Raw genomic sequence first — 13,898 nt, forward strand, 5'->3', positions numbered from 1 at the left:
ATATTGGTTCGAGCGGCCAATCCGAATAAAGGGCGGGGCAGGGGTTTGGTTGGTACGTGGCGCTTTGCACTGACAAATGGCAATAGCTGCTCAAGCTACAACAATAGACAGGTAAAGGCTGCTGCGAAATGTAAACGCGTTCGAATGAGCTCACGTAACCTGAGACGTATGAAACACAAGACGCGCATATAGCGCGTTTTGTATGTAGGCGGTAGGCGAAGCGTTTCCTTAGCATTATGGTTCGGAAACCAGCACTTTAGGTGCTGCCACTACCAGTGTTCTTCCGGATTAGAACACCTGTCCAGCTACATCAGACTAAGTCCCGGAACGCCCGATGCAGAAGCTCTTTAATTACAGAGCCTACGACTTAACGATATTGAGATTTTGCTTAAAAGTAAATAGTGGATCCTCACTCAGCATTTAAAGTGCGACCGATCGGTCAGTGGGGTTCTATGTAAAAATGATGGTCAAGCAGCCAGTAAATGAATTTCTTCCTTAACTTCTGCCTGCCCATGCCGCGAAGGCAACTCGGGCAGCAGGCAGCCGCCCGGAGCCAGTTGTAGATGTACTCTTCATTGCAACAGTCACCAAAGTCATCAGATGCGATTGCAAGCTCGAGACCATGCGGGGTCAAGTTCGCTTCTGACATCAGCCAAGTGCCAAGTAGTCGAATTCGCCGTTCGAATTCTTTTTCAACAAGGCACTGCTTATACCAGGCAGTTTGTTCAATCATAATCATTGAATACCTCCAAACTCAAAACGTTGCAGTAATGCATCCGCTGCGGAGCCATCTTGTCTGGTCAGATTGGGGACGTAGCGGCTATAGACGCGAAAGAGCATCTCTGTGGTGGTATGGCCCATCTGCCGCGCGATCCACTCGGGGTTTTCGCCAGCCGCTAACCACAGAGTGGCCGCCGTATGCCTAGTTTGATAAGGCGTTCTGTCGCGTAATTCCAGAGCATGTAACGTGGGGTACCAAATCCGTTGCGTGACATTACGATGATTGTGAGGTGTGCCTTTTTTGGTGCTAAACACAAACTTTGCTTTGCCAGTGAGTTCGCGCTGACGAAGCAGGGCGTTTCGAACGGGCTCGGACATTTTGATTTCGCGTTGGCTGCCATCGTTTTTGGTGTATTCCAGACGGTCGCGGACCCAGGTCTCGCGGATCAAAATGATGCCGCGAGTCCAGTCAATAAAGCGCCACTGCAAGCCATCGACTTCGCCGGTCCGCATCCCGGTAAAAAAGCGGACAATAAAGTAATCACGAAACCGGGGGTCTACATGATTGATAAACAATTCAACTTCTTCCATCGTGAACGGATCGACGTCAGTCTTTTGAACTTTGAGTGGTTTGAGGCGCACAGGCGCGGTAAAATGGTACCGGTCGGCTGCTTCATTGAGGATCATGTAAATGATCTTGGTGTGTCGGTTGATGTACCCTGCGGTCAAGCCAGTGCCATTTTCGCGACGTACTTTGCCGAGTGAGGCGCGAAATTGCATGATGTCCGCTTTAGTGATGCGGTCGACCAACTTGTCTCCAAACGTCGGTAAGATCCGAAGCTTAATCAAGGTCACTACCGTATCTTTGTAGGATGTTCGCCATGTGACGGCCATCTCTTCAAGCCAAATCTCCGTGAATTCTGCAAAAGTGGGTAAGCGTCCGGCTTTATTCAAGGCCAGTAAGTGGCGTTGGTGCTGACAAAACTGGTCTGCAAGTTTGCTGTTCGGAAAGTAATGGTCATAGACAAAACGTCCCAGTTTGATTTCCAACTCAATCTGATCAAGGAGCTTTTGCAGCTTTTTCCGATTCGCAGGGTTATCCGGTAATGCTGTTTGCTCCCGACAGCGGACACCTTGAAAATGAAAATCGATCAGTAAATTACCGGTTTCCCGCCGAGCTCTAATTTGCCCCATAGGCCACCCCACCATTTGCCATCGGGATCACCTCGCGTTGAAGTTGCTGTTGCGGGACTTGAAGGTCGCGTTGAATCGCTTCCCAAATGAACAAGATTTTGCGGCCACCAAATGGCCGGATGTAGTGGATCCCTTCAAATAGGACACGGTCTTTCAGTTGTTCGCGGATAGTCCGATGGTTGTACTTGATGAGTTTTGACAACTCGCTTGTGGTTAGATAAGTTAGCAACATATTTTTACTCCTTTTAAGAATCATGATGATTCTCTAGAGATACATTAAAGCGCTCTGGAGTTTCTTGTCAACTGCTTTTTGATTCTTTAAAGAATCATTTTGGTGTTTTAAAGTGATAAAATGTAATTTCTCAACGCTTCTGGGCGCTCGAAAACTCAAGATTACTGATGTTGTAAGAGACACAGGGATCAATCGCAGTACTTTAACGAGGCTGTATCACGAGCAGACAACTCGGATAGATTTCGAGACCTTGGAAGTCTTATGTAAGTATTTGAAATGTGATATCGCAGATTTTCTGGAAATACACGATATTGAAATGAATGGCGATTGAGTACCGATGTAGTTTCGTCGATTAAAGGGTTTTATGGTGGGTAAATTTATCTCTGAGATTTATGCATCTTCTTCATATCCTTGTACTCGGCCACTTTGTAAGCAGCAAAAAGAATCAGGCCGATAAGAGCAAAGCCTACGACCAAAATAAGTATTGAGATTTGCTGCATGGTCATGAATGGCTCCCCGAATGCAAATATGGATGTTGAGTATAATTTAGATTAAGCAGAATATTCGAACTCAGCGCTAGGCGTGTTTCCACCGGTTATTTAAGAAACTTTTTGCGCGCGATGCGTTCACCATATGCCAAGATACCAACCACTAGGCACACTGTAACAATCACTAGAACAATGCTGTAGGTTTCTACGCTCACGTTTCACCTTAGTAGCGGGTTTCATGTTACCTGAGTATAAGGATGAAACCATTGACTCTCAAGGATGACCCGATTGACCTAGCCAATTTTGCTGGCTGATAAGAATGCCCAAAAGGTCGTTTTTGATACAACAGAGATTTGCATTACGCTTAGAACTGAGCGCGTGGTTGAGTAAGAAAATTATGGAAACTGTATTACGTAAAATCGATAATTCACAAGGCATTATATTGGCCGACGAGTTAATCAAAGAGTTGGGATTTCAGCTTGGTGATAAGCTGGATATGACTGTTGTTGAGAGTAAGCTTGTGATTGCACTGGCCGAGAAGCGCAAGAAATACACATTGGTGGATCTTCTGGCTAAGTGCGATACATCGGCACCAATGCCGCAAGAGTTGACAGCATGGGATAGCTCTCCAACTGTTGGGAATGAAGCATAACGTCTATGTAGGGCGAGGAGGGGACTATGTCAGCCATAGCCGAAGTCACAAAACTTGCAGCGAGCATAGTCGCCAATTTACCAATTATTAAGGGTATTCACACAGCGGAAGAGCATGAGCAGGCGTTGGCACTTATGGACTTATTGCTCGAGGATTATGATGCGAATCTGGTTGTGATTGAAGCACTGAGCAATGTGATTACCCGGTATGAGGACCAAACAAAGGAATTTGAAGAATTCAATAACCGACAGGCAGAGCTGGTACCTGCGGTTGCAACAAGCCTTCCTGAACACCTTCCGCGACCACATCCTGGAAGTGTATTCAAGCGAAGGGTTCTTGATAAAGTTAATCTCAATCGTGCGACAGTAGCGGAAAAAATTGGTATTTCTACAAAACACCTTTCTAGATTTGTGAATGGCCATGCCCCCGTCACTATTGAATTTGCCCGTAAGCTTGAGGCCGCTACCTCGATAAGCGCTGCAGCATGGATGAATTACCAAGTAGCGTACGACCTATATCGCACCACCAAAGTGCATACGGACCCGGAAAAAATTCTTTGTTCTCAGTTTTAGTCGCTACAGCATTCTCTGGTTAAAAGGCTCTCTTTATTTTATCTGCCTGCCCATTCAGGCCGTCAAAAATGGCGTTGCTAATCGATTCAGGAAAGCCCGCGGGCAAATTGGCTCGAACCCGTGTGACCACTTGCTCAGCCGCATCTGCCATTTGCTGCATCATCTCGATGGTTTTTGGGACGGAGAAACCAACCTTTTCGGCGGTGCTGATAAAATGTCGGGGCTGGATCATAGAGACATGGTACTGACGGTTTTTGCCCTCTAATGCCATTGCCATTTTGGCTTTCTTCTCCTGAATACCCCCTGATGCAAACAGTGGGAAAGCTGAGAGCACGTCGTAAATGGGGGTTAGCCGATAGGATGAGCCGGCTTCGATAAACAAGCTGAAGTTCTTACCGTGACCGTCGATGGCGGCCAGCAACCAAAACAGAATTTGTGTGCGGAAAAAAGTCTCCCGATCAGCACTAGCCAAACGTGATCCCATCAGTAATTTCATTGAATCCGCGACACCTGGCCCACCATCAGCCTGATACTTTAATGCGGGCGCTATTCCCATAGCCTGGCAAAAGTCTTCCTGCGGCAGGCGCATCAGCCATTGGCCGTTTTGGGACCAGCGTCGGTCGAACCGCTCGACGATGAGTACTTTTTTGTCGCCAAAAGTGGCAAGTTCGGCGTTGGCCGCCTCAAAGCCAAACGCTTTGGCGATTTGCAGGCATAACCATTCATTTTCGCAGCTGTCGGAAAGGTCGATGTTATGGTGTTCCAGTCGGCCAATTGGCAATTTAAAGATATGACTGGTCGCGCTGCTGCCTAACGGTTGTTGCCATAGTCCCTGAAACCAGAGCAGTGCTGTTTTTTCCTGCGCTCCCGCCAATGAAATACGAAAATCATTGTGCTCAGTCATGCCGAGTGGCGCTGTTTGATAGCCTGCCAATAGCGCTGCAATTTGACTCTCGGTAAGCGGGGTTGCTGTCATCGACGTCACTGGGGGCAGTTGGCTATTCGCGGGATAGAGCTGAATCGCGCCGACGCAATCACGGCCTATTGCTGCAAGCAGATCGAATGGATGAGTCGTTGCAACCTGAAACCGAGTCTGCATCCGGGTCAGAATCGCATCTGAATCCGGCAATAAATTTTGAAAGAAGTTAAATACTGCGGTGCCTCGATGGCGCTCTGAACGCAGTGGTAATGATAATGAAATGGGACGAGCATCGACGTCCTTCAACCAGCTGGTGGCATACTGAAATGACATGGCACCGTCACCGTCGCGATAGAGGGTTCCAACCTCCTCACCGTTCATCGCCACCATTAAGCTCTGCAGGCGCATGGGTTACCACTCCCGCTTCTTATTGTTACCATCAGTCAGTTCTGCCCCTCTTTTGCTGACGTGCAGCTCAAGATCTAATGCGGCTAAAATCTTGAATAACGTGTCGAGTTTGGTCGATTCAGGTTTAAGCTCAAAGTCAGAGACTGTGGTTTGTTTGATGCCAACCAGATCAGCAGTTTCCCGTTGCGTTTTCTGCACTAACTTACGCTGGTTGCGGACAGCATTCGCGAGCGCTGCAGCTGATGTTATCCTCATCGTCCAACTCCTGATTTTATCCCCTATAAGGCATATATAAACAATAACCCCTACAGGGGCTATTTGCAAGTTATCCCTTGCAGGGGATAAATGGATACTTTTGGTAAAAATGAACTTTACGGTGACGATTTATCTTTTGTTGCCAGTTTTTTTTACCGCCTCGCATCGTCAATCAAGTAAAACGGCTTTTTGCTTGAATTGGTCTCTACTTCAATTAGCAAGATTTATTGAGTTAAACTACGTCAAAGCTGTCGAAAAAATGCGACAAAAAAACTCAGAATTTTGTGGTCATTTTTTTCGGTTTTGTCGTGAGCAGAGGTCATTTTTAGACAAAAATCTGTGACAGTTGCCTGTGACAAAATGGGTAAAAAAGCGCTCTTTTGTGACAGTAAATCGGTTGCTGTAAAAATCTTTGATTATCATTAAATTGTTGATATAATTAATTAAATTACGCTTTGCTGGTGTCTATTTGAGCTCAGTACGAACATCCTCCGGAGGCAGAGGTCTCAGGTTCGAATCCTGACGGGTGCGCCATAAACGTCAAAACCGCCATTTCGGCGGTTTTTGCGTTTATAGCACCCTGTCGGATGAGAACCTGTTGTTCGACACCGGTTTGCCTGGAGCAAACCGGAACGGCGCAGCCGGCTCGCAGAGCGAGTATCAGGATGATACGAGTAAAACGCCGGGAGCGTTTTTGAACGTCTTCGCTTGCGAAGACGGCCCGAAGGGCGAGGCGCAGGAAGCGCCGAGTAATCCTGATGCGATGCTGTCACAATATTCGGTCAAAACCGCCATTTCGGCGGTTTTTGCGTTTATAGTACCCTGTCGGATGAGAACCTGTTGTTCGACACCGGTTTGCCTGGAGCAAACCGGAACGGCGCAGCCGGCTCGCAGAGCGAGTATCAGGATGATACGAGTAAAACGCCGGGAGCGTTTTTGAACGTCTTCGCTTGCGAAGACGGCCCGAAGGGCGAGGCGCAGGAAGCGCCGAGTAATCCTGACGGGTGCGCCATTTAAATCAACCACTTAGAGGCAACTCAAGTGGTTTTTTTATGCCTGCAATTTTTCCATGTAGCACCTATGTAGCAGATTTATAGCGGTCTTAAGACCGAAAAGACCAAGCTAGATCAACTGTAAGCACTCTGGTCCATCAAACGGTTTCATCACCACAGCCTTGCGAACTTGGTTAATATTCTTCAAAGTAAGGAATAATTTTCTATTTCAGGGAATGGAAGTCCATGAGCAAGGCAACGGAAGCAATGAGCCAACTGAGTGGCTCAGTAATCACTTTTGCGGTATCGGTTGTAGCGGCCTATGTATGCATCTTTGCGTTGGTGTATAGCCTGCCTTTTGTCAGAGATTTTTCTCGTCAGACCAAATCTGGTTTTGTCAACCTGCTTGCCATTGTTGCGTTTGGGATCATTGGATATCTGCAGATTACTTCAAAAATATAAAGGAATATTATGATGGCTACAGATGTTAGGAGTGAATCTGAAATATTTAATGAGCTTAGTGAGTTAAGTGCGTCCTCAGGATTCATTCATGCTATTGCTTATTTTTGCTTTAGAGATAACACCATTTCATATGACATAGATAAAGGGCTTGAGAGCAAAGATGTTTTAAAGCAGTTTTCTACGGAAAGACTTGTACGTACAGAAATTTCAGCTCTTATCGGGTTAGCATTTAAGCATGAAATTGACTTAAAAATACCAGAGCCGCAAGAGCTACAAAAATATGTAGATAAAGCAGAATATCTTTTGCGTGATCATCATAGCGCTATTATGCCATCACCTGAAAGATTTTTTGTGAATGGTCAATTTACACCAGAAAAAATGCAGGAGATGATTAATAGTGGAGAAATGTTGCGTGAGGCGATTTTTTACGGTGGTGAATCAGCCTATCACTTTCAATATAGAGACCTGTGCTTAAAGAAATATGAAAGAGACAGCCAATTTTTCTTAGAGACAAAAGGCTATACACTTCAGCAAGCTTATGAAGTTATTTATTGTTTGGAGGAGATTCAAAATGATAATTTTAACCATTGCTTGGAGGCTATAAAAGAAAAGAACCCATCAGAATGGACTTTTTTGCCAGCCTTTACTTTTAATTATGAGGATGTTGCTAAAGCTTGTAATTGTGAGTTATATGTTGTTCGCAATGTTTTGGATAGTTTTACAGCGTTTGGTTCGAATGAAGAATATAAATCTCTTGATAGCTTCAATATTGCTAATGCATATCCAGTAATAAAGTTGAATGAATGTCAGTTTTTGCTATTTCAATATTACTCTATTGTTGAAGCGTTTTATGAGACACCTTTTTTTTGGTTTTTAGAAAGCGCTGAATATAAGGCCACTGCACTAAAGAATAGAGGTGAATTTACAGAAAACTTTGCTTTTGAGCGGTTAGTTCGGGTTTTTGGCGAGAATAATGTGTATAAGAACATCGATATTTTCGGTCCTGATGGCAATATTGCTGGAGAAATAGATGTTTTAGTTCTATATGCGGACAGAGCAATTATTTTACAGGCAAAATCTAAAAAGCTTACTTTGCAAGCAAGGCAAGGTAACAAAATTAATTTAGAAAGTGATTTTGAAAAGGCTGTACAAGCAGCTTATGACCAAGGCTTTGCCTGTGCTCAATTTATGCGGCAAGCTGATAAATACAATCTAAAGCACCATGAAACTGGTATTGAGTTAAAAAAAATTGGGGGATTAAAAGAATTTTACATCTCATGTTTAGTGTCAGATCACTACCCCGCGCTATTTGTTCAATCACGCCAGTTTCTTAGAACTCATGTTTGCGAAGGAATCCTATCCCCGTATGTAATGGATGTTTTCTTCTTAGATACCCTCACAGAAATGTTGGATAGGCCACTAAGTTTTCTTAGCTATATAAATAGAAGAGCAACGTATAGCAAGCAAGTTCATGCATCATTTGAACTAACTGTTTTGTCATATCATCTAAGGAAAAATCTTTGGATAGAAGATGATTTATCGTATATGCACCTCGGAGATGATATTTCTGCCGAATTAGATTTAGCAATGATGGTACGTAGAAGGGGGATCCCCGGAAATGATACACCTGAAGGCATTTTGACTGAGTACAAGGACACACCCATAGACCATATCCTTAAGCAGATTGAGAGGACTGAAAATAGTAATGTCATAGATTTTGCTTTTTTACTCCATTCTCTTAGTGGTGAAGCTATCCAGCAGATAAATAATGCAATTAAACGAATTACAGAGTTATCGCGAAAAGATCGGAAGACGCATGACCTGACACTGTTTTTTGATAAACCAAATTGTGGCTTTACCATTCATACAAACTACTTTCCCAAAGAAATTGCACTTAAAGCACTTAGTGAACATTGCGAAAAAAGAAAATATACATCTAAAGCTAGCAGGTGGCATGGTATATGCCTTCAACCAGAAGATGGAGCATTTAGATTTGGGGTTACCTTAGATTTTGAATGGAAGTATTCAGAAAAGATGGGCGAAATAGTTCGATATTTGCCTAAACTACAACAAAAAATAGACTATAAATCAAAAAACAAGATAAGACATAAAATTGGTCGAAACGAACCTTGTCCATGCCATAGTGGAAAAAAATATAAAAAGTGTTGCATGTGATGTGATTTTAATGCAGTGGAATTTTAACAAAGGCAAAGGGACACATATTTTTCAGTTTAGAATCAGTCCATTTGGTTCGACTAAGATAGTCAGTGTTTAGTACAGTTATTTACAGAACTCCAAGTAAAAGCGTAGAGCGGCCTTTGGCCTGCTCTAGCCGCCATTGGGTAGCCGGGTGATCACGGCTTTGCCTGCGCTTAAAATGCCTTTTAGCCTGTGCAGGATCAGCCCGTCAAATCGGCCGGTTTTGCTTTCGCCACTGTCCTGATTCAGCTTTTATCTGCGGTAGAGGTGTAATGGCTAGTCTTTGCACTGACCAACAGAGCCGCCCATCAGTTTGATAAAGCCTTGCCAGTTTCTGCTATCTACCCGTTGCCAAACCAACTCTGCCCGTGTTCTAGCCCATACAGTCGTTAAGCCATCGTGGCCGTCACACACCGTAACGCCAGGCCGAGTTGCGGTTGTCGCTTTTTGGGAAAGGAGCAGGCTCCGGCAAATTTGCTAAGTAGAAATGGCTGAACTAGGTTTTAGCGACGGATTCTCGATAAGCGGCACAGCATGGATTCAATATCGCCCCCCATCAATCTCTGTTTGCATTTCCCTGACCTCAGCCTGACACGGCAACTCGAACACTATGCCAATCTGATGAGTGGCTTGTTTGAGCAGGCTTTTGTGCTATTTGTCGTCCGTAGTGAAAGCACTCAATATTATCTGGCGAGCGATGAGAACCGCGCGAAGTGGGTCGCCTGGGTGTTTACTCAGGCCGGGGTGACGGCGCCGAGCGGGCTGCAGGAATTGCGTTTTTTTTTACCGGGGTACCATTGTTGCTATCAGACGATATCAAGCACCGATAGCGACCTAAACTTCACCGTGCTGATGGTGCGCAATACGCGGGTGGCTCTGACTGAGCTGCAAGAGCAAGCGATGGATATGCTGGCGCATGCCGCGATGAAAATAGTCTCAATGGATCAGATCCGGCAGTTGCAGCGCACTTCGCATCTGAAAAGCCACTGGCCATTTCATCAGACTGAACATTTGTCTGGTCAGGCACTTGTGCAATGGCAGGATGGCCGGCTCGAACTGCTGGCAACCACTGATGTTTTTAGCACGTCCAGGGCCGAGTTTTTCAACGATGACAATATCCAGTGCTGGCTGATGCAGCAACTGGCAGGGTTAAAGCCGCAGCAGCTGGCCACCGTCAGGTTGTTGCATGCCACAAACCTCTGTGAGCTGAGGCTTTGGCACATGTCCTCAGAACAATGGTTACTGACATTGGCCGATTTCACGGCTGAACGTCAGGTACGTCATCTGCAGCAGCAAGACAAGTTGTTACACGGGCTATTTGATAGTGATCTGGCCGGGATGATTGGCCTGAATGAACACTCGGAACTGGTATTTGCCAATAGCACTGCGCGCGAGTTGCTGTGGTTGCCCGCGCAAACCCACCCCGCGGACAAATTTAACTTACATCATGTAGTGTTTCAGCAATTTACCGACCATGACAATGTTGTCAGGGTTGATCCATCAGGGTTTCTGGAAGCGCTGACAAAAACGCAGCTGGTGCGGTTTCGGCTGGATTTTCCGGATGGATCGCAAAAGGTGATCGATTGCCGCGGGCAGCTGCGGCAAACCATTGATAACCCTGAAGTCGTTGCGTTTTGTATGTTGTTGGATGTGTCAGAGCAATTTCAGTTGCAACAAGTGCTGTCCGAAATGCGCCAACATATGGAGAACTTACTGAATTTCAGCCCGGTTGTGCTTTATCAGGCAATGGGCGACCTGCGTAACGGTTTTCTCTACGTCAGTCCGAATGCGGCAGATATTTTGGGATGTACTGTTGAGCAAATTTTGTCAGATCCGATGTTTTTCTTCCATCAGGTGCACCCGCAGGACCAAAGCTTATTAACACAGGAATGGCCTGAAAACTCTCAGGAATATCGATTCTGGTCGCACGCGCAGCAAAGCTATTTATGGCTCAAGGATATCCGCAGAACCCAGTCAGATGATGCAAACAGTTCATATGGAGCCATTACCAATATCTCTGCGCGTAAATTGGCCGAACTCGAGCAGGACCGGCTGTCCCGGGCGTTAGCCCGTCAGCAAAAGCATCTGAGTGAAACGCTGCAGGCGATGACTGACGGCGTCGTCACTATCAATGCGCAGGGCGAAATCCTCAGCTTTAATACCGCGGTATGTCAGTTGTTTGGCTATACGGCTGAGCAGTTATTGGGTGCACATATTGAAATTCTGATGCCGGAGGCTGATTCCCGTCAGCATCAGGACTTCGTGAACCGTTATTTACAGACCGGGCAAAAACATATTCTGGGCAAAGGCCGGCGCATACTGGCCCGCCATCAGTCCGGCCGCGAATTTCCGATCCGGATATCCATCGCAGAATTACCGATGGACGAGTTGCAGCAGCGGTTTTTTGTCGGCAGCTTGCATGATTTGACCCAGGCCGAGCAGCAGCAAGATCAGCTCGTGCAGGCGAGTAAACTGAGTGCGATTGGCACCCTGACCAGCGGGATCGCCCATGATTTCAATAATATTCTGGGCATTGTGCGCGGATACGCTGAATTGCTCAGTATGCAGTCAGATGAAAAAGTGGTGAAGACTGCTCATAACCTGATCAAGGCGGCGGACCGGGGCAGTGCGCTGACCAAAAGCTTGTTGGATTTTTCTTCGAATCGCAGCCGGCAAACCCAATCCACTGAACTTGGACAATTGTTGCAAGAGTTAACACCGATGCTGAAAGAGGCCTGTGGCCCCAGCAGTGGTGTGAAGCTGGTCTTGCAGCCAGCAGCAGCGCCGCTGTGGGTCACTGTTGAAAAAGGTGGCCTTGAAGATGTGCTGCTGAATATGGTGATCAATGCGGTCCATGCGACAGCCCCTGCCGGTGTCATTACGGTTGGTTTTTGCCAGAAAGAAGTCCGGGATTCCGTGCATTTTGTCGAACCTGTGCCGGTGGGGCATTACGCCTGCCTGACGATTAGCGATACAGGCCGGGGGATGTCTGAACAAGTTCAGCATAAAATTTTTGAACCGTTTTTTTCGACCAAAGGTGCGCAAGGCACCGGGTTGGGTCTGGCCCAGGTGTTTGGCTTTATCAGGCGTAGCCAGGGTGGCATTACGGTCGAGTCCACCGAAGGGGTGGGGACCCGGTTTGAACTCTATTTGCCGGTCGCCACACAGATAAGCCCCCCTGTGCCGGCTGCGCAGTCTGAGACGTTTCGTCCCGTGGCCGCAGACAAGTCACCAACAGCGACGGCGGCGCAAATTCTGCTGGTTGACGATGATGTTGAGCTACTCGATGTGCACGCGACCATTTTAGAGGCCGCCGGTTTTAGCGTTTGCAGTTGTAACAGCGCTAAAGCAGCGTTGCAACAACTGGAACAACAACGCTTTGCGCTGTTGATTAGCGATATCTTGATGCCTGAGATGAATGGCTTTGAGTTATGCAGTGCGGCTGCGCTGCAGCAGCCTGATTTAGCCATGCTGCTGGTCAGTGCTTTTGCCGATGAAAACCTGATTGACGATGAAGCAAACCGAATACGCTACCAGCAACGTCTGGAGAAACCAGTGCGGGCCTCGTTGTTAATCAAGCGGGTCAGGGAATTATTGTCAAAAGTTTCTTAGGATACGGAGTGCAATATGATGTCGCATCTTGTTTGCATGATCGACGACGACCCCGATTATTTACAGATGTGTTCGCAGTTTTTGGCCTCTGCCGATATTGCCGTGCAGGGTTTTACTTGTCTGCATGATGCTGCCGATGCGGTTTGTCAGGCCAAAGTGGTGATTTTAGATTTGGATATGCCACATATTGATGGTGTTGAAACGCTGCGCTGGCTAAGTCGGCAAGCTTTTTCAGGCCACCTGGTGATTGTCAGTGGTCATGATATTTCTATTGTGCATGCTGCCCGCGAACTGGCCAAAGCGCAGGGCTTACAGGTGGCGGACGCGCTGACCAAGCCACTGGATATGCAGGCATTTAGCAGGAAAATTCAGCAACTGTTGCAAGTGCAGCTACAACCGAAAGCCGGGACCGGCAACCAACCTGCTATCACTGCGGCTGATCTGGTGGCGGCTTTGCAGCGCAATGAGCTCAGTTTGTGTTATCAGCCGAAGTATCAGCTGACAGACAACAAACTGGTTGGGTTTGAAGCATTAGCCCGCTGGAAATCACCGCTGTTTGGTCAGGTACCGCCGACGGTTTTTATTCAACTGGCCGAACAATCAGGTGTTATTGATGCATTGACGGACTGGGTGTTAGCCGAGGTCATCGCGCAACTATCCTGCTGGGCGGAGCAAAAATTATCAACTTGTGTGGCGGTGAATTTATCGTTGATCAATCTGCAGAATATCAATTTTCCTGCAAGGTTATTGCACGAGCTCAAATGTCATCAGCTACAACCGCAGCAACTGGTACTGGAACTGACCGAATCAGCCTTCATGAATGAAGTGGTCACAGCGTTAGATATTCTGATCCGCTTACGGATGAACGGTATTGAATTATCTATCGATGATTTTGGCACAGGATATTCATCTTTAGCCCAACTGCAGCGGATCCCATTTACCGAGTTAAAAATTGACCGGCGTTTTATTGCCAATTTTCTGCATGAAGCCGAAAGTCAGGCTATTGTTGAAACGTGTATCAATCTTGCGCACAAAATGCACATCAGGACTGTGGCCGAAGGGGTCGAAACCGCGGAGACGCTACAGGCATTGCAGGCCATAGGCTGTGATTATGCGCAAGGCTATTTTTTCCACCCGCCGCTCACTGTCCCGCAGGCCACAGAACTACTCAAAGCTGTCGTACTATAAGGAAA

Annotated in this window: 13 protein-coding genes; 8 read left to right on the top strand and 5 right to left on the bottom strand. The window is 46.6% G+C overall.

The features are described from left to right. Nucleotides 1-439: 439 nt before the first annotated feature. From ACQ66Q_RS18170 to ACQ66Q_RS18180, 3 genes are read right to left on the bottom strand one after another with little or no spacing between them, the layout of a single operon-like run. Nucleotides 440-739 carry a hypothetical protein gene (locus ACQ66Q_RS18170; RefSeq protein ID WP_430458067.1) on the bottom strand — a complete coding sequence of 100 codons (300 nt, stop codon included), beginning with the start codon at nucleotides 737-739 and terminating at the stop codon, nucleotides 440-442. Further along, nucleotides 736-1,914 (bottom strand): Arm DNA-binding domain-containing protein, encoded by a 1,179-nt coding sequence (locus tag ACQ66Q_RS18175; protein ID WP_430458068.1) that lies wholly within the window; start codon nucleotides 1,912-1,914, stop codon nucleotides 736-738. Before ACQ66Q_RS18175 ends, ACQ66Q_RS18170 begins: the two co-directional genes overlap by 4 nt. Continuing rightward, nucleotides 1,901-2,146 carry a hypothetical protein gene (locus tag ACQ66Q_RS18180; RefSeq protein WP_430458069.1) on the bottom strand — a complete coding sequence of 82 codons (246 nt, stop codon included), beginning with the start codon at nucleotides 2,144-2,146 and terminating at the stop codon, nucleotides 1,901-1,903. The genes ACQ66Q_RS18175 and ACQ66Q_RS18180 overlap by 14 nt, the downstream gene beginning before the upstream one ends. Before the next feature lie 112 nt (nucleotides 2,147-2,258). Between ACQ66Q_RS18180 and ACQ66Q_RS18185 the strand changes: the two genes are divergently transcribed. The 3 genes from ACQ66Q_RS18185 (at nucleotide 2,259) to ACQ66Q_RS18195 (ending at nucleotide 3,858) form a co-directional block, all read left to right on the top strand. Continuing rightward, nucleotides 2,259-2,477, top strand: coding sequence for a helix-turn-helix domain-containing protein (locus tag ACQ66Q_RS18185; protein ID WP_430458070.1), 219 nt, complete (start codon nucleotides 2,259-2,261; stop codon nucleotides 2,475-2,477). Nucleotides 2,478-3,016: 539 nt separating this feature from the next. Continuing rightward, complete coding sequence (locus ACQ66Q_RS18190) at nucleotides 3,017-3,286, top strand: AbrB/MazE/SpoVT family DNA-binding domain-containing protein (RefSeq protein ID WP_430458071.1); 270 nt, start codon at nucleotides 3,017-3,019, stop codon at nucleotides 3,284-3,286. A 26-nt stretch (nucleotides 3,287-3,312) separates the two neighbouring features. Then, the gene (locus ACQ66Q_RS18195) at nucleotides 3,313-3,858 is read left to right on the top strand and encodes a HigA family addiction module antitoxin (protein WP_430458072.1); all 546 of its coding nucleotides are present in this window, start codon (nucleotides 3,313-3,315) and stop codon (nucleotides 3,856-3,858) included. A 19-nt stretch (nucleotides 3,859-3,877) separates the two neighbouring features. Here ACQ66Q_RS18195 and ACQ66Q_RS18200 read toward each other — a convergent pair whose 3' ends face one another. Both ACQ66Q_RS18200 and ACQ66Q_RS18205 read right to left on the bottom strand, forming a co-directional pair. Next, nucleotides 3,878-5,185, bottom strand: a complete 1,308-nt coding sequence (locus ACQ66Q_RS18200; RefSeq protein ID WP_430458073.1) for a type II toxin-antitoxin system HipA family toxin — start codon at nucleotides 5,183-5,185, stop codon at nucleotides 3,878-3,880. 3 nt (nucleotides 5,186-5,188) lie between these two features. Further along, nucleotides 5,189-5,440 (bottom strand): helix-turn-helix domain-containing protein, encoded by a 252-nt coding sequence (locus ACQ66Q_RS18205; RefSeq protein WP_377240210.1) that lies wholly within the window; start codon nucleotides 5,438-5,440, stop codon nucleotides 5,189-5,191. Between the two features lie 526 nt (nucleotides 5,441-5,966). Between ACQ66Q_RS18205 and ACQ66Q_RS18210 the strand changes: the two genes are divergently transcribed. From ACQ66Q_RS18210 to ACQ66Q_RS18230, 5 genes are all read left to right on the top strand, one after another. After that, nucleotides 5,967-6,380, top strand: a complete 414-nt coding sequence (locus ACQ66Q_RS18210) for a hypothetical protein (protein WP_430458074.1) — start codon at nucleotides 5,967-5,969, stop codon at nucleotides 6,378-6,380. A 298-nt stretch (nucleotides 6,381-6,678) separates the two neighbouring features. After that, entirely contained in the window at nucleotides 6,679-6,894 is a 216-nt protein-coding gene (locus ACQ66Q_RS18215; protein ID WP_430458075.1) for a hypothetical protein, read from the top strand. A gap of 9 nt (nucleotides 6,895-6,903) precedes the next feature. Then, a complete protein-coding gene (locus ACQ66Q_RS18220) occupies nucleotides 6,904-9,069 on the top strand; it encodes a YecA family protein (protein ID WP_430458076.1) in 2,166 nt (721 codons plus the stop codon). A 558-nt stretch (nucleotides 9,070-9,627) separates the two neighbouring features. Next, entirely contained in the window at nucleotides 9,628-12,705 is a 3,078-nt protein-coding gene (locus ACQ66Q_RS18225) for a PAS domain S-box protein (RefSeq protein ID WP_430458077.1), read from the top strand. A gap of 15 nt (nucleotides 12,706-12,720) precedes the next feature. Further along, entirely contained in the window at nucleotides 12,721-13,893 is a 1,173-nt protein-coding gene (locus ACQ66Q_RS18230; RefSeq protein ID WP_430458078.1) for a GGDEF/EAL domain-containing response regulator, read from the top strand. Nucleotides 13,894-13,898 lie beyond the last annotated feature (5 nt).

It is taken from the genome of Rheinheimera sp., from assembly GCF_965283995.1.
Classification (GTDB): Bacteria; Pseudomonadota; Gammaproteobacteria; order Enterobacterales; family Alteromonadaceae; genus Pararheinheimera.

Bases quoted from the DNA above. Each gene is read 5' to 3' on its own strand.
- ACQ66Q_RS18195 (WP_430458072.1), top strand. From the start codon at position 3,313: ATGTCAGCCATAGCCGAAGTCACAAAACTTGCAGCGAGCATAGTCGCC.
- ACQ66Q_RS18200 (WP_430458073.1), bottom strand. From the start codon at position 5,185: ATGCGCCTGCAGAGCTTAATGGTGGCGATGAACGGTGAGGAGGTTGGA.
- ACQ66Q_RS18220 (WP_430458076.1), top strand. From the start codon at position 6,904: ATGATGGCTACAGATGTTAGGAGTGAATCTGAAATATTTAATGAGCTT.
- ACQ66Q_RS18215 (WP_430458075.1), top strand. From the start codon at position 6,679: ATGAGCAAGGCAACGGAAGCAATGAGCCAACTGAGTGGCTCAGTAATC.
- ACQ66Q_RS18205 (WP_377240210.1), bottom strand. From the start codon at position 5,440: ATGAGGATAACATCAGCTGCAGCGCTCGCGAATGCTGTCCGCAACCAG.
- ACQ66Q_RS18230 (WP_430458078.1), top strand. From the start codon at position 12,721: ATGATGTCGCATCTTGTTTGCATGATCGACGACGACCCCGATTATTTA.
- ACQ66Q_RS18225 (WP_430458077.1), top strand. From the start codon at position 9,628: ATGGATTCAATATCGCCCCCCATCAATCTCTGTTTGCATTTCCCTGAC.
- ACQ66Q_RS18170 (WP_430458067.1), bottom strand. From the start codon at position 739: ATGATTATGATTGAACAAACTGCCTGGTATAAGCAGTGCCTTGTTGAA.
- ACQ66Q_RS18175 (WP_430458068.1), bottom strand. From the start codon at position 1,914: ATGGGGCAAATTAGAGCTCGGCGGGAAACCGGTAATTTACTGATCGAT.
- ACQ66Q_RS18180 (WP_430458069.1), bottom strand. From the start codon at position 2,146: ATGTTGCTAACTTATCTAACCACAAGCGAGTTGTCAAAACTCATCAAG.